Source organism: Marichromatium bheemlicum (assembly GCF_012276755.1).
Lineage (GTDB): Bacteria > Pseudomonadota > Gammaproteobacteria > Chromatiales > Chromatiaceae > Marichromatium > Marichromatium bheemlicum.
In genome coordinates this window covers 46,363-62,188 of sequence record NZ_JAAXKX010000019.1, presented here as the reverse complement: position 1 = coordinate 62,188, position 15,826 = coordinate 46,363, and the positions used below count along the sequence as shown (strand labels likewise).

Sequence of the window (15,826 nt, the reverse complement as noted above, 5' to 3'; positions counted from 1 at the left end):
GGGTGAAGGTGAGCGTCGTCTGATCGACCCCCACCTGATCGTTGGTGGTGTCGAGGGTGACGGTGACGTCGGCGCTGGGCTGGGTGTCGAGGACCAGGGTATAGGTGGCGGTGGCACCGCCCTCGGTGACCTCGACCGAGGATTGGCTCAGGGTGACGCCGGGCGGGGTGCCGTTGCGGAACAGCAGCAGGTCACCGTCGGAGTTACCGACCAGGGCGTCGAGATCGCCGTCGGCGTCGAGATCGGCGAGGGCCGGTGAGCTATAGAGGCCGACGTAGGTCAACCCGTATGGGTTGCTGACTGCGCTGGCGAATGCCGGTTCGCTCGTGCTGCCGGTGTTCTCGAACAGCCAGATGTCGCCGCTGAAGCCGCCGACGAGCAGGTCGAGCCGACCATCATCGTCGATGTCGGCCAGGGTTGGTTTGACGTTGCGGTCGACCCGGCTCAGGCCGAACGGTGAAGCAGAGGGGGCGGCGAAGTCCGGCTGGGTGGCGCTGCCCGTGTTGTGGAAATAAAAGAGTCCATCCCTGTAGCTGCCGACGAAGGCATCGAGGCGCCCGTCGTCGTCGATGTCGGCGAAGGTGGGCGCGGCACCATGCCCGCTGTTCGTCAACTCGAATGGGTTGGTGGTGGGTGAGGCGAAGGCGGCCTCGGATGCCGTGCCGGTGTTCTCGAAGAACACGAGGTCGCCGCCCCAGTTCCCGACGACGAGATCGAGGTCATCATCGCCGTCGAGGTCGACCAGACTCGGGGTGGCAGCGCTGCCGACATCACTCAGACCGAAGGGATTGATGATTGCTGAACTGAAGGCCGGATTGCTGGCGTCGCCGGTGTTCGTGAAGAGCAGGAGTTCGCGGGAGTTATTGCCGACGAAGACGTCGAGGTCGCCGTCGGCATCGATGTCGGCGAAGGTCGGGGAGGCATAGGCGCCGACGTTGTCCAGTCCCAGCGGGTTGGTCTCTGGCGCGAGGAAGTTGGGGGTCGACATGTCAGCTCCTTGTGTCAGCAGTGGCGATTGATACGCGCGTGATCAGGAATCGGCCGGTCGTCCGGTCGCGTGGCGTCGCGCGCTGGTTGGTCGCTTGACGGCCCGTCTCCGGGCGTCGGGTCGGGGCATCGTCGCGCCGGTGACCTCGGTGCTCATGCCATGACAGCCCCATGACGTGATGACCGCGTGGTCCGGTGTCTCGATCGTCCGGGGGCACGGGTCGGGTCATCCGTCGCTCCCGGGTTCGCGCAGTGCTACCCCGAGCGTCCGGCGCAGATGGGCGAGCATTCGGGGGGCGACGCCGCGTCCGCGGTACTCGGGCAGCACGAACAGCGAGATCAGCTCGGCGTGATCGGACGGCGCTCGGCACTCGGCAACGGCCAGCCCGATCAGGGCGTCGTCGATCACCGCCGAGACCCCGACGATTTCGCCGTCCGGTGGCTGTGTGTGCCAGCGCTGATCGAGCCGCGGCCAAGTCAGCGCGGCATAGGGCGCGAGGTTGTCCGGGGTGAGGTGGTGGACCTGCTGGAAGCGGATCGCCGGGTCGTGCGCCGGTGCGCGAGGCAGGCCGGCGGTCGGTGGCGGGGCACCCTGTCCCGGCCGCTTGAGCGTCGGCTTGGTGGCGACCAGCCCGGCGCTCCCGGGGAAGCTGACCAGACGTTCGATGGTGTCGTCCTGCAGTCCGAGCGCCCGTGGTTGACGCGCCTCGGGGATGACCACCAGGTCGAAGAGTTCCTCGATCACGCTGTCGAAGCGCAACCATTCGAGCACCTGTCCGTGGACCAGGTCGATGACGGCCAGCCCGCACTGGGCGCGTCGACCGTCGGCGGCGAACCGCTGCTCGAGTGCCAGCCCGCCGAAGCTGCGCTCGCGTAGTCGCGAGAGCCCGACCAGGGCGAAGTCGCCGTGGAAGGCGAGCCCGCGTGCGAAGCCGGGGCAGTCGGCCACCGGCTCGAAGCGCCCCTCGTCGAGGTATCCCAGCGCACCGTTGCCGGAGTCGAGCAGCCACAGCCGGTCGCGATACCAGCGCGGCGAGTGCGGCATCGACAGCCCGGTGGCCGCGACCGTGTTGCTCGGCAGGTGCAGCACGCAGCCGCCGTCGTGGCGGTGGTGGCGCCAGCCAGCGGCGGTGTCGGTGCGGCTGCAGGCGGTCATCCAGGTCGGTGCGCCGTCCTGCAGGGCCAGGCCGTTGAGGTGGCAGCGGTCCTCGGCGGCCAGCCGGGTGATGAACGGCGGTTGCCACAGTGGGACGAAGCTGTGGTCCGGGTCGAGGGTGGCCAGACAGCTGAAGTCGGTGTTGACGAACAGCACCCGTCCCTCGCCGTCGATGACGAGGTCGTGGGCGTTGACGTCCCCGGTGATCCAGCACTGACGGGGGACGTAGAGCCGGTCGCCGCCCTCGTGACTCGCCCCCGGGGCGAGTCGGTTGTCGAGCTGCCAGATCTGGTAGCGACAGCCCATGGTCAGGGTGTCGTGCTGCCAGAACAGCCCCATCGGCTTGTCGAACAAGCGCTCGTGCAGCGCCAACCGCCCGGGCTCCGGTGTCCGCCCGACGAGGAACAGACGGTTGGTCTGATAGGTGGTGAAGGCAAGACTGACGCGCTGGCGCGCGAGCCAGTGCCAGAACCCGGGAGAGGCCTGGAGCCTGGGGCGTGGGTCGGTCATGGCGACGTCCGGGGGTCGGTGGCGGTGAGGCGGTAGTCGTGCCAGAGGGTGCGGTAGGTCTCTTCGAGCGCGGTGACGAACTCGGCCGGTCGGAACAGCGGCGCGGTGTCGCGGCCAGCGCTCAGGCGTCGTCCGAGCGCGGCGAGTCGCGCCGGGTCGCGCCCGAAGGCGACGGCGCGCTCGACATAGTCAGCGGGCGTGTCGCAGACCAGCTCCGGCAGTCCCACGGCATGACACAGGCTCGCGCCCATGCGCGCGGCATAGTGCGTCCCCGGACAGGTGAGCACCGGCAGCCCGGCGGACAGTGCGCCGACGGCGGTGGCCCCGGCGTTGTAGGCCGGGGTGTCGAGGAAGAGATCGGCCAGGCGGTAGCGGGCGAGGTACTCGGCGTGTGGCCGCTTGGGGGCGAAGACCAGCCGTCGTGGATCGATGCCGGCGGCCGCGGCGGTGGCGCGCAAGCGCGCGTTGCTGCCGGTGCGCTCGCCGTCGAGCAGCCACAGCACACTGTCGGGCACCTGCGCGAGGATGCGCATCCACAGCGCGAAGGTTTCGGGGTCGATCTTGTGGATGGCGTTGTGGCAGCAATAGACGATGCCGGGCTGCGGCAGCCCGCACTCGGCCCGTCCCTCACCCGGCTCCCCGACCTCCAGCGGCGCACAGGCCCAGGCGTTGGGCAGGCGGATCACCTGCTCGCTGTAGTGTGCGCTGTGTGCTGGCGGGATCAGGTGGCGGTCGGCGATGAGATAGGGGACGAAGTCTGCCCCGAGGGTGCCGGGGTAGCCGAGGTACTGGATCTGGATCGGGGCGGGACGCAGGGCCAGGACCAGGGGGCGTGCATGGGTGGTGTAGCCGGCCAGGTCGATCAGCAGATGGATGCCGTCGGCGTGGATGCGTTGCGCGATGGCGAGCGAGGAGGCGCGTGAGAGATCGGTGTAGTGGTCACAGCCGGCGCGGATGCGCTCGGTCCAGACGTCTCGTCCGGGGACCAGGGCATAGGCGTGGATCTCGAACTCGGGGCGGTGATGGTGCTCGAACAGCCCCGCCACCAGGGTGCCGACGGCATGACAGCGGAAGTCCGGCGAGAGATAACCGATGCGCAGTCGCGCCGGATCCGGCTCGCCCGGAGGGGCGAAGGTGGTGTTCAACGCCCTGGCCTGCCGTGCCAGCCGGCGCGCGGCGCGCTCGGCGAGCGCCCGATACCAGTCGGGCGGCAGATCGAGGGCGAGCGCGCTCAACAGCGGGGGGTCGTCGCCCGGCGTCTCGCCCGTCAGATAGCGCTCGGTGACCGCGCACAGCCGTTCTCGGCGTGCCGCGCCGTCCTCCCAGTCGGCCTGACGACGCCGGATGGTCTCGAGCTGGTAGCGCAGCCGGACGTTGTCCGGCGCGGCCTCCAGGGCGCGCTCGTAGTCGGTGCGGGCGGCTTGCAGGTCACCGAGGGCCTCGTGCAGTTGGGCCAGGTTGTGGCGAGGCTGCTCGAAGTTCGGGTCGAGGCGTAGGGCGCGCCGGTAGCTCGCGCGGGCGAGGCGCAGGTTGCCCCACTCCTGCAGCGCTGCCCCGAGGGCGTTGTAGCCCTGTGCCGAGGGCTTCAGTCGCAGTGACGCTCGATAGTGGTGCAGCGCGCGGGGCATGAACCCGTACCCGTGGTAGAGCTGACCGAGTTCGAGATGGGCCTCGGCGTGCTCGGGCGCGTGCCGCAATGTCTCGCGATAGGCCGCCTCGGCCGCCACGAACTCGCCCTGTGCGGCCAAGATCTTGGCGAGATTGTAGTGGCCGAGATGAAGCGCTGGCTGCAGTTCGATGGCTTGTCGATAGGCGGTGATGGCGCGTTCGGGGTCGCCCTGGAGCTGCCACAGTCCTCCGAGGTTGCAGTGCAGGATCGCCTGCTCGGGGGCCTGCTCGATGGCCTGGGTGTAGCACGCCCGTGCCGCCTCGAGGTCTCCCGCGGACTGCAGGGTGTTGCCGAGATTGTTCAGTGCCGAGACATGGCCTGGCTGCAGCTCGAGCACGGCGCGCAAGTGTGCGACGGCGGCGGTGGGTTCACCGTGTCGGCGGGCCTGGCGGGCTGCGTCGAGATGGGCCGATATCCGCTGGCGGTGTGTTGTCGACCGGGCGGATGGGACAGGGTAAGGAACTGGGTGCTGAGGGTCCATGTCAGCTCTTCCATCCCTTTGGAGTTCGATTGATTGTAGAAAGATTTTTCTGGATGTGGGATAGCGCTGTGATTGTGTTCCGTCGAACGCGATTCTTTAGTTCTGATCTCGGGAGTGCTTGAGTATTCGTGATTCACGAATCGTGTCGCGTGTGCAATAACCTAAGGCGCGGGGTTCTATCTTCGATGCGTCGCCTGTTTTTGCATGTTCAAGAACCGCTGTCTCGACCCGTCTTCGGTGGTTCCTGATGCCGGGGCGAGGGGGGGGGAGGGCGTATTCTGGGCGCTGGGCAGGCTGAAGCAGATGCCTGTTAGCAGGTTTTAGGCGTGGTAGGTCGCGTAGAAGATCACGCTCGCCCTTGGTGAGCGTGATCGCCGGGTCCTGTCTGGGGGTGGGGGGCTCAGCCGATCGCCTGACCGGCCTGGATCAGCTCGATCGGGTAGCCGTCGGGGTCCTCGACGAAGGCGATGATGGTGGTGCCGGCGTTCATCGGGCCGGCCTCGCGGAGGATCTTGCCGCCCTGCGCGCGGATGCGGGCGGTGGCGGCCTGGGCGTCCTCGACCTCGATGGCGATGTGGCCGTAGCCGTTGCCGAGATCGTAGTGCTCGACGCCCCAGTTGTAGGTCAGTTCGAGCACGGTGTGCTCGGACTCGTCGCCATAGCCGAGGAAGGCGAGGGTGAACTCGCCCTCGGGATAGTCCTTCTGGCGCAGCAGCCGCATGCCGAGGACCTGGGTGTAGAAGTCGATGGCGCGTTGCAGGTCGCCGGTGCGCAGCATGGTGTGCAGCAGTCGCATGGGGGGCTCCTCGGGGCCGCCCGGTGGCGGCCCGTCGATCGTTGGTGGTGGAAGGGGTCCCTGTCAGTGCTCGTCGATGCGCCCGAGGTCGAGCCCGTCGAGCCGTTCGAGCTCGGCGGCGCGGCGCTCGCCGTAGCCGAGTGCGCGGAAATCCATGATCCCGTCCGGGGCGTGACAGTCGGCGCAGCCGTGGGCCTCGCGCTGAATGCCGTGGTTGACCATCAGGGTGCCCATCTGGCGCATCCAGTGCGGTTCGACCTGGGGGCCGAGCCGGCCGGTCTCGTCGAGCGGGTAGTCCGCCGTCCAGCCATCGAGCACGCCGAAGTAGGCCATGAACTCGTCCATCATGTAGACCTTGAACGGGGTCTGGTACATGCGCTGGACGATGGGGTCGCGCAGCGCCTGCACAACCGCCGCGCGACTGTCGCCGGTGGCGTAGTAGGTGGCATAGTCGAAGGGCAGGATCATGGCGCCGAAGGGACCCTGGTTGGCGGTGTCCTCGTACATCATCGCGTTGAACAGCTTGAACGGATAGATGCGGCTCTTGCCGCGCTCCATCACCGGGCGCAGGTTGCGCTCGATCATCGCGCGGCGCTGCGCGAGCAGCTCGGGGGTGAGCTGGGAGAGCGGGTCGGTGGCGGCGCGGACATAGGCCTCGACGTCGATCTCGGGATAGTCGGCCTTGAGCGCCTCGGCCCTGGCGCGCACCGCAGCGATGACCTCGGGGTCGTCGATGCGGGTGATCTGCGCCATCAGCGGGTCGTAGCTGCCGTCGCCGTCGGGATTGCTACCGAGGGCGTTGGCGAGGAAGGTGCCGTTGCCGTTGAACCACAGATAGGTGAAGCCCTTGCCGGGCGCGCCCGAGCGGTAGATGTCGGTCGGCTCGTAGATGCCCTCCTCGGCGTTCCAGGTCGGGTGGACCCAGTCGCGCAGCACTACGTTGTTGTCCTCGAGCGCGGTGATGTGGCAGGTCTCGCAGGCGAGGCGGTCGATATGGCCGTTGAGCAGCGCCTTGTGCTCGGAGGCGTTGTGCGGCGCGCGGCTGTGACAGCCCTCGCAGGCGACCTCCTTGTCGGGCAGGTCGTTGGCGACCAGGTCGACGCCGAAGCGCCCGCGCGGGATCTTGTGGCCCTCGGGGACGTGGCAGTCGGTGCACTGGATGCCGGCGGCGGCGTGGACGTCGGCCTCGGGGCTGAACGGGTTGCCGCGCTTGGCGCCCTGGTGGAGCAGGCGCTGGTGACGCTCGCCGAGTGCCTGGGCGGCTTGGTTGGCGTGATAGGCGTCGCCGCCCATGTTGTGCTGGTGACAGCGCAGACAGTTGTCGCTGGTTACCGGGCCGACGGTGAGCGCGGCGCGCATGCTGCGGTCCTGGTTCCAGCGCAGGCCGTGCTCGTCCTCGATCACATAGCGCTGGTTCATGTCGTAGTCGGTGGCGTGACAGATCAAGCAGTCGATTCCGGCCTTGGCCTCGGTCGGGACGTCGCCGATCGGCATCATCTTCTCGGTGGCCGGCTGGTAGTTGCCGCCGATGTGACACTGACCGCAGCCCTCGCTGCGCAGCACCACCTCGCCCTCGGCGTGCTCCGGTCGGCTCTCGATCAACGCCGCCCAGCCGGTCCAGGAGAAGCTGCCGGGGATGCCGCAGGCGCGGTTGATCTTGCCCACCGGGATCGGTCGTTCGCCGGGGGCGTTGACCTCGCGCCCGTCGTAGCCGTAGGTCGAGAAGCCGGGCGAGTCGCTCTGGAACTTGAAGTGCACCGAGTTGACCAGGTCGTCGAGGGTGTCGACCACCGAGGTGGTGCCGTCGCCGTGGGTGACCTCGATGGTGGCGTGACACTGCAGGCAGGTCTTGGGGCCCTCGTAGCGGCGGATGCCGGCCTCGCGGAAATATTTGATGTGGCTCGGCTCGGTGGCGCGGACCACCGAGGGGGTGTTCATCAGCATCTCGATGCGCACCTCGCGCGCGAACGCCGACTCGGCCTCGGCCTCGACCCGCTCGGCGGCGCGCGCGCGCCGTGCCTCCTCGGTCAGGTCGCGTGCCATGCGCTCGAAGGCCTGGTCGGTGAGCGCACGCGAGCTGGCGTAGTCCAGCGGCGCGTTGATCTTGCCGACATAGGCGTCGAACAGCACCGGGTAGAGCAGCCGGTAGACGAGATAGAGCGCGAGCAACGCCAGCGCCCCGGCGAGCAGGAGGCGCCTGCGTCTGGTCTGGAGTAGGGGTGCGAGTACGTGCTTCATGACGCGTGCCGATCGGTCTCTTGGGTGTCGTCGGAGGTGCCGTGCTCACCGGTGAGCATGGCGCGCAGGTTGGCGGTGAGGCTGTCGCCGATGGTGATGATGTAGACGTGCACGAGCAGGAAGAGCACCAGCAGATAGCTGGTGAGCACATGGGTCATCGCTACCAGCCACAGGCTGCTGATGCCCAGCAGGGTCTCGGGCAGCTGCGGTGAGAACAGGAAGCCCAGACCGCTGAGGATCAAGAGCGGCATCAGCAGGTACATGGCGCCGAGATAGCTCAGTTGCTGGAGCACGTTGAACTTGGCCGCCGGCCCGGCGTGGAAGGGGTGGGGTTCGTCACGGAAGATGCCGTAGGCGTAGTAACGCGCCTGCACCCAGAGGTCCCGCACCAGCCCGCGCGGTCGGGGTAGGTAGTGACGGCCGTTGTCACTCTTGAGGTTGGCGAGGACGAAGGCGATCCAGCCGAGCGCGAGCAGTGACCCGGAGACGTTGTGGATCGCCACCGCCTGGTTGAAGCCAAGCAACCAGGCGGTGCCGGCGTAGTGCATGCTCACGCCGCTGACCACCAGCGCCAGGAACAGCGCCGCGTTATACCAGTGCCAGACCCTCAGCCACAGTGGGTAGAGTGGGGATGTGCTCATCGGTCGTTCTCCTTGCGGCGGCGGGCGAGGCGGTAACGGCCATAGCCGTGCAGTGCGATGACCAGTGCCACCAACGCGAGGATGGTGAGGCTCAGGGCGTCGAGCAGCGGGCTGCGGCTCATGCCGACGATATAGGCGTCGTTACGCACCAGGCTCGCCAGCCAGCCGTGCTCGGCCTGGTCCTGGGCGAGGCGGTAGCGATAGAGCCCCTCGCGCAGCCGTGAGTCGCGGCTGTGACAGGCCACGCAGCGCTTGCTGCTGTCGGCGGCGGCGAGGATCTGGTGACTGGCCTGGGGCGTGCTCGGGGTGTGGCAGTCGATACAGCGCACCGCCGCCCAGTGGGCGTCGCGCTGCGGCAGCCAGGCGTGCGAGCCGCGCAGCGGGTCGGTCACCCGGTGGTGGCAGTCGAGACAGGTCTGGTTGTCGCGACGCACGATGGCGCCGAGGTCGTCGCCGACCTGGGAGGCACGGAAGCCGTGCGGGTCGTGACAGCTGTGACAGTCGAACTGGCGCAGCTTGTGGTGATCGGAGGTGGCGTGGACGCTGGCGTCGAACTCCTCGGCGATGCGGTCGAGCCGGTAGGTGGCGTCGGCCGGGTCGTCGGCGTGACACTCGACGCAGCCGAGCTGCTCGTCGGTGAGCCGGGCGCGGTGCGGATAGCGGCCATAGCCACGGGCGTGACAGTCGCTGCAGGCGAGTTCGGCGTGTACCGAGTGATCGAGCTGCTGGGGGTCGAGCGCGAGGCTGCGGATCTCGCCGCTGTCGGGCTCGCGATAGGCGAGGGTCGACATGGCGTGACAGCGCAGGCAGTCGTGGTCGCGCGCGGTCTCGACGGCGCTCGCTGCGGGGGCGAGCAGGCTCGTCACGAGCGCGAGCAGGGCGCCCGCCAGCCAGCGGGTTGGACGGGGACGTGAGCAGTGATGGGTCATGATCTCTGTGTCGGTGGCGGACGGTACGGGCGTCGGTTCGACGCCCCGTCGTTGCTGCCGCGATCGCGACGAGGTCGCGCCCGCGTTACCCGGGCGGCGTGTCGGCGGTCCCGGTGACGAGGGATCGGGATACGCCGCCGAGACTCAGCATGCCCAAACCCTCGTCCCCTTAGAAGGCGGATTCGTCGATTGGTTGCGACAGATCATCCCGGTGTCGAGGTCGGGTCGGAGGTGTCGGCGTCGATGCGAAACCGTGCGACCGCCTGAGCCAGGCCCTCGGCCAGGGCCGAGAGATCACGGCTGATCTGGGCCGCATCGCGGGCCCCGTCGCGCATCTGCGAGGCGCTCTCGCTGATGCTGCGGGCCTGGCCGTCGAGTTGGGTGGTGGCCGCCGATTGCTCGGTGACCGCGGCGGCGATCTCACCGCTCTGGGCGCGGATGGTGTCGATCAGGTCGGCGATCTCGTCGAAGTGGGTGGCGGCGGTGAGGGTGCGCTCGACCGCGCCCTCGGCGCGGGCCTCGCTGTTGGTGACGTCCTCGGCGAGATGCTGGGCATCACCACGCAGACGCTCGAGGATGGTGCTGATCTCACTGGTCGATGCCTGAGTGCGGTTGGCCAGAGTGTGGACCTCGCTGGCCACCACCGCGAAGCCGCGTCCGGCATCGCCGGCGCGTGCCGCCTCGATGGCGGCATTGAGTGCGAGCAGGTTGGTCTGTTCGGCGATGGCGTGGATCACCGTCAGCACCTGATCGACGTTGCGGGTATCGGCATCGAGCTGGCGGAGTTGCTCGGCCATGCCTGCGACCTCGGCGGCCAGTTGTTCGACGGCCTGACGGGAGTCGCCGACGATCTCGCGCCCGGCAGTTGCCTTTTGCTGGACCTGTTCGGCGGCGCTGGCGGCGCGTTCACTGCCATTGGCGATCTGATCGGTGCTGCTCGAGAGCTGGCTCAACGCCTCGGCGACCTGATCGGCCTCGGCATGGTGGGTGTCGGCGTGGTCGCTGATACGGTGGGCGATGGTCGCCGCCTGCTGGGTGTGGGAGAGGGTCGAGCCACTGGCGGTGGCGACCTCGGCGATCAGGGCGCGCATCTTCTCGGCGAAGTGGTTGAAGGCGGCGGCGAGCTGATCGATCTCGCTGATCGGTGAGGGGGCGAGACGGCGGGTGAGATCACCCTCGCCCTCGCCGATGTCGCGCATCGCCGCGATTGCGCCATGCAGTGGGCGTAGCACCGAGCGCAGGATGGCCACGCCGATCCCGATGACCAGGACGATCGCAATCAGGTTGATTGCCAAGGTGGTTCCGGCGATCTGGCGCATATCCGCGTCGCTGCCGCTGAATACCGCCTGCTGAGCCTTGGTGGTGCTCTGTTCCAGCGCCAGCAGCGCCTCGTGCATGGTGGCGGTGGCCGCGCGTTGATCGGCGAGCGCCTGGGTCTGGTGGCGACGCGCCCGCAACAGCGCCGCCCGTTGTGTCAGCAGCGAGTCCTGCTCACCGTCGAGTCGATGGGTGAGGTCGGTGAGGTCCTGCGCCAGCTCGGCGCCAATGCGTTGGGTGTCGGTGTCGTCGAGCAGTGCACGTAACTCATCGAGACTGACCCCGAGCCGCGCGATGGCCGGGGCGAGACGGTTGTCGTGTAGGCTCATCAGGGTGTCGTGGTGCTCGGCGGTGGCGAGCAGCCCGGCGAGCGAGGCGAGCTGGGCGGTCTGGATCTGCAGCTCGTTGCCGAGTCGGGTGGCGTTGCGCACCTGCTCGTCGAGTAACTGTGCCGCGGCCTCGCGCAGCGCGGTGGTGTCGTCTGCCGTGGTGGTGCGCAGCGCGCGGGTGAGCGCGATCTGGGCGCTGGTGTTGCGGAAGGTCAGCTCCTCGGCCAGCTCGGCGATGTGCGATTGCAGCACGGTGAAGGCCTGGTCGAGATCGGTCCCGGTGGTGGCGAGTCGAGCGCGTAGCTGATGGATGCGGAGCATCTCGGCGGCGACCCGGTCATCGGTGGCTAGCAGGGTCGCTAGTGCCGTCTCCAGTGCCTGGAGATGACGGTCTGCGGTGTCGGCATCGGCCACCGCCTCGCGCAATGCGCTGATGCCGGCGTCGAGCTGGCGCTCGATCGGATTTCTTGGGGTCAGACTCTTGAGCTGTGCGGCATCCTCGCTGGCGAGGATGCTGGTCTGCCGACTGAGCAGCGCCTGCAGGGCACCGAGGATGGCGCCGTAATGCCCCTGGGTCTGGGACAGCTCGACGAGTTCGGCGCGGTTGTCGCGCATCGCGTTGTTGGCGAACAGGATGGTTCCGCCGAGGATGGCCAGGGCCCCGACACTGATGACGAGCAGTACGACCAATAGGGTCCTAATTGAAGTGCGGCGGCGCGGCTTGGGCATCTGGTGCTCCTGCGTGGATGTTGGCGGACCTATCGATTATAGGCAGTCCGTCCCCGATGGCGTGGTCATTCAGGCGCCATGGCCACGCTGATCATGGTGAGGTGTCGTGTCGTGGTTCAGCCTGCGGCCTGTAGTGGCGGGTGGTCGGGGTTGTCGTCCGGGGAAGACTGGGACTGTAGATAGGCGAGGATGTGGGCGCTGAGATCGATGCCGTGCTCGCGTAGCCCGGCATTGCCGAAACGGGTGTTGAGTTCGATCAGGTACCAGTGTCCGGCGACCTCGGCGAGATCGAAGCCGCCGTGGTCGATGCCGAGGTGTCGCGCCACTCGGGTGACCAGCTCGAGCGGTGCTGCGGGGACGCCGTCGAAGTCGATCCGACCGCCGCGCGCAACGTTGTGATGGAATCCGTCGCCATCGCGGCGCCAGTAGGCGCAGAGCACCTCGTCGCCGACCCAGACCACGCGCAGGTCGCGATCGATATCGAGATACTCCTGGGCATAGAGCAGCGGCAACGTCGGCAGTAGGGTGCTGAGCGCGCGGCGGTGCTCGATGCGGTGCACGCCCAACCCCATGGAGCTGCGCGGTAACTTGACCACCAGCGGGAAGGTGAGGGTGTCGAGGAGTTGCTGCATCGCCTCGGCGGTGGCCGGCAGGATCAGGGTCTCGGGCAGGTGCTCGGGACAGAGGGCCGAGAGGGTACGGGTAAAACGCACCTTGTCCTGGCCGAGCAGATAGCTCTGCGGGCTCGGGAAGACCCGGACCTTGAGCGCGTAGAGCAGGGCGTCGAGTTGCCACTGCTCGGGGAACAGTACCCAGTCGGCGGCGGCGACCTCGGCGCGCCGGCGCAGCATCTCCTCGGGTTTGAGGTGCGTCACCCCGGGGATCCCGAGGGTGCGGAAGGGGTCGAAGCTGATCAGACGCATCACGTCACCACTTGAAACGCAACACGCCGGGGGCAGGGCGGGATGCGCGGCCCGGGGCGGGGCGGCGGATCTTACCGCCAGGCCCCCGCCGTCGACAAGCCGTGCGTGATCAGCGCCGTCGTCGCGCCGCGCGCGGGCCGTGTAACGAGGTCACCCCGGCGATGATCACCGCCAGGGTGACGACGGCCACGATCAGGGTGGCGAGGGCGTTGATTTGCGGCGAGACGCCCATGCGTACGCTCGAGTAGACGACCATCGGCAGGGTGGTCGAGCCGGGGCCGGAGACGAAGCTGGCGATCACCAGGTCATCGAGCGAGAGGGTGAAGGCGAGCAGCCAGCCCGAGAGCAGCGCCGGGGCGATCAGCGGCAGGGTGATGCGCAGATAGACGGTGAGCGGGCGCGCGCCGAGGTCCATCGCCGCCTCCTCGAGCGAGGCGTCCATCTGCGCCAGACGGGTGCGCACCACCACCGCGACATAGGCGGTGGAGAAGGTGATGTGGGCGATGGCGATGGTGGTGAAACCGCGCCCGTCGGGCCAGCCGAGGCCGTGCTGCATGGCCACGAACAGCAGCAGCATCGACAGACCGATGATGACGTCGGGCATCACCAGCGGCGCGGTGAGCAGCAGCTCGAAGGCGTTGCGGCCGCGGAAGCGGCCGTGGCGCACCAGGGCGTTGGCCGCGAGGGTGCCGAGCACCACCGCCAGGGTGGCGTTGACCGCGGCGATGCGCACGCTCAACCAGGCCGCCTCGAGCAGCTGCTGGTTGTGCAGCAGCTCGCGATACCACTTGATCGAGAAGCCCGACCACACCGTCACCAGTCGCGACTCGTTGAAGGAGTAGACGATCAGCAACAGGATCGGCACGTAGAGAAAGGCGTAGCCGAAGGCGAGCAGGCTGAGCAGGGGCCAGCGACGGCGTCTCATGATGTCTCCTCCATGCGTCGCTCGAGGCGCTGCATCAACACGAAGGGCACCACCAACAGCCCTAGCAGCACGATCGCCAGGGCGGCGGCGAGCGGCCAGTCCTTGTTGCCGAAGAACTCGGTCCACAGCAGTTTGCCGACCATCAGCGTCTCCGGGCCGCCGAGCAGGTCGGGGATGACGAACTCGCCGACCACCGGGATGAACACCAGCATGCTGCCGGCGACGATGCCGGCGAGCGACAGCGGTAGGGTGACGCGCACGAAGGCGCGCAGTGGCCGGCAGCCGAGATCGGCGGCGGCCTCAAGCAGGGTCGGGTCGAGGCGCGAGAGGTTGGCGTAGAGCGGCAGGATCATGAACGGCAGATAGGAATAGACCACCCCGACATAGACCGCGGTCTGGGTGTGGAGGATGTTGAGCGGGGTGTCGATCACCCCGAGCGCGAGCAGCAGGTGGTTGAGCAGGCCGTTGGTCTTGAGGATGCCGATCCAGGCATAGACGCGGATCAGGAACGAGGTCCAGAACGGCAGGATCACCAGCATCAGCAGCGGGATGCGCCAGCGCTGCGGGGCGGTGGCGATGGCATAGGCCATCGGATAGCCGATCAACAGACAGAGCAGGGTGCAGACTAGCGCCACCCACAGCGAGTTGAGGAAGGCGATCAGATAGATGCTGTCTTCCCACACCAGCATGAAGTTCTGCAGGTTGACCTGGATCTGCAGCACGCCCGATTCGAGCCACTCCCACAACGGCGTGTAAGGCGGCTGGCCGAGCCGTGGCTCGGCGACGCTGATCTGCAGCACGATCAGCAGCGGCAGTAGGAAGAACACGCCGAGCCACAGATAGGGCAGGCCGATGTTGACGACGCGGCTGAGGCGCTGGCGGCGCACGGGTGGGTTGTCTTGAGGTGCGGGCATCGCGGTGTGTCGGGGTTACTGAGCGGGTTGGGCCAGGGGCGCTGGCGTTGCTGGGGCCTCGGGGCGGTGCGGCGCAACGCCTGCACCCGCCCGGGCTGGTGCGGCGCGGGCGGGTACGGGGCGTGGCGCGGGGCTCGCGTCGGGCTATTCGGTTAGCACCACCGCGCTGGTGGGCGACCACTCGATGGCGACCTCCTGGTCCCAGGTCAGCACCTGCTCGGTGCGCGGCTGGGTGTTGGTCAGGGTCATCTCGACGCGCTGGCCCTCGACGCGCAGCCGGTAGATGGAGACGTCGCCGAGATAGGCGATGTCCTCGACCACGCCGCGGAGCTGGTTGACGCCGTCCTCGCGATAGTCGAGACACAGTCGCATCTTCTCCGGGCGCACCGCCACCGTCACCGGGGTGCCGAGGGCGAGCGGGTGGAAGTTGCGCACCCGCATCGGCCGGCCCAGTCGGGTCTCGATCAGCAGCTGGTCGCCGTCGCTCTCGACCACCTTGCCCTCGAACTGGTTGATCGAGCCGATGAACTCGGCGACGAAGCGGCACGAGGGGTACTCGTAGATCGCCGTCGGGGTGTCGACCTGCATGATCTGACCGGCGTCCATCACCGCGATCCGGGTCGACATGGTCATCGCCTCCTCCTGATCGTGGGTGACGGTGATGAAGGTGATGCCGAGTCGCTCCTGGAGGTTGACCAGCTCGAACTGGGTGTTCTCGCGCAGGCGCTTGTCGAGTGCCCCAAGCGGCTCGTCGAGCAGCAGCAGCTTGGGGTGCTTGGCGAGGCTGCGCGCTAGCGCCACGCGCTGGCGCTGGCCGCCGGAGAGCTGCTCGGGCTTGCGTCGGCGCAGTTCGGCGATGCGCAACAGCTCGAGCATCTCGTCGACCCGCTCGGCGCGCTCGCCGCGCCCGAGTCGCTCCTGCTTGAGCCCGAACTCGATGTTCTGCGCCACCGTCATGTGCGGGAACAGCGCATAGGACTGGAACATCATGTTGACCGGGCGCGAGTAGGGCGGCACGTCGGTGACATCGACCCCGTCGATGTAGATCCGCCCGGTGGTCGGGTATTCGAGCCCGGCGAGCATCCGCAGCAGGGTCGACTTGCCGCACCCCGAGCTGCCGAGCAGCGAGAAGAACTCGCCCTTGAAGATGTCGAGGCTCAGGTCCTCGACGGCGTGGTGCTCGCCGAAGCGTTTGCTGACCCGTTCGATGCGCACATAGGGCGTGGCCTTGGGGTCTTGCCAAGTGTCGAGGTTACGACGGTCGAGGGCGATGGGCATGGAC

General features: G+C 68.1%; 12 protein-coding genes. All 12 read right to left on the bottom strand.

What is annotated here, in order from left to right:
- Positions 1-988, bottom strand: a 988-nt coding sequence (locus HF203_RS12670; RefSeq protein ID WP_168670260.1) for an FG-GAP repeat domain-containing protein, incomplete at its 3' end; no start/stop codon positions are given.
- Positions 989-1,213: 225 nt separating this feature from the next.
- Entirely contained in the window at positions 1,214-2,653 is a 1,440-nt protein-coding gene (locus HF203_RS12665) for a TIGR03032 family protein (protein WP_168670258.1), read from the bottom strand.
- A complete protein-coding gene (locus HF203_RS12660; protein WP_343043921.1) occupies positions 2,650-4,737 on the bottom strand; it encodes a tetratricopeptide repeat protein in 2,088 nt (695 codons plus the stop codon). Before HF203_RS12660 ends, HF203_RS12665 begins: the two co-directional genes overlap by 4 nt.
- A 466-nt stretch (positions 4,738-5,203) precedes the next feature.
- On the bottom strand, positions 5,204-5,599 hold the full coding sequence (gloA, locus tag HF203_RS12655) for a lactoylglutathione lyase (RefSeq protein ID WP_005223330.1): 396 nt from the start codon (positions 5,597-5,599) through the stop codon (positions 5,204-5,206).
- Between the two features lie 63 nt (positions 5,600-5,662).
- Positions 5,663-7,837 carry a multiheme c-type cytochrome gene (locus HF203_RS12650; protein WP_168670255.1) on the bottom strand — a complete coding sequence of 725 codons (2,175 nt, stop codon included), beginning with the start codon at positions 7,835-7,837 and terminating at the stop codon, positions 5,663-5,665.
- Positions 7,834-8,478 carry a cytochrome b/b6 domain-containing protein gene (locus tag HF203_RS12645; RefSeq protein ID WP_168670254.1) on the bottom strand — a complete coding sequence of 215 codons (645 nt, stop codon included), beginning with the start codon at positions 8,476-8,478 and terminating at the stop codon, positions 7,834-7,836. The genes HF203_RS12650 and HF203_RS12645 overlap by 4 nt, the downstream gene beginning before the upstream one ends.
- Positions 8,475-9,407 carry a cytochrome c3 family protein gene (locus HF203_RS12640; protein ID WP_168670253.1) on the bottom strand — a complete coding sequence of 311 codons (933 nt, stop codon included), beginning with the start codon at positions 9,405-9,407 and terminating at the stop codon, positions 8,475-8,477. Before HF203_RS12640 ends, HF203_RS12645 begins: the two co-directional genes overlap by 4 nt.
- A 203-nt stretch (positions 9,408-9,610) precedes the next feature.
- Positions 9,611-11,782 (bottom strand): methyl-accepting chemotaxis protein, encoded by a 2,172-nt coding sequence (locus HF203_RS12635; protein WP_168670252.1) that lies wholly within the window; start codon positions 11,780-11,782, stop codon positions 9,611-9,613.
- Between the two features lie 116 nt (positions 11,783-11,898).
- The gene (locus tag HF203_RS12630) at positions 11,899-12,705 is read right to left on the bottom strand and encodes an ATP-grasp domain-containing protein (RefSeq protein WP_168670251.1); all 807 of its coding nucleotides are present in this window, start codon (positions 12,703-12,705) and stop codon (positions 11,899-11,901) included.
- A gap of 109 nt (positions 12,706-12,814) precedes the next feature.
- Positions 12,815-13,630: an ABC transporter permease subunit gene (locus HF203_RS12625; protein WP_168670250.1), complete on the bottom strand. Its 816-nt coding sequence runs from the start codon at positions 13,628-13,630 to the stop codon at positions 12,815-12,817.
- A complete protein-coding gene (locus tag HF203_RS12620) occupies positions 13,627-14,544 on the bottom strand; it encodes an ABC transporter permease subunit (RefSeq protein WP_168670249.1) in 918 nt (305 codons plus the stop codon). Before HF203_RS12620 ends, HF203_RS12625 begins: the two co-directional genes overlap by 4 nt.
- A gap of 144 nt (positions 14,545-14,688) precedes the next feature.
- On the bottom strand, positions 14,689-15,822 hold the full coding sequence (locus HF203_RS12615; RefSeq protein ID WP_168670247.1) for an ABC transporter ATP-binding protein: 1,134 nt from the start codon (positions 15,820-15,822) through the stop codon (positions 14,689-14,691).
- Positions 15,823-15,826: the final 4 nt, after the last annotated feature.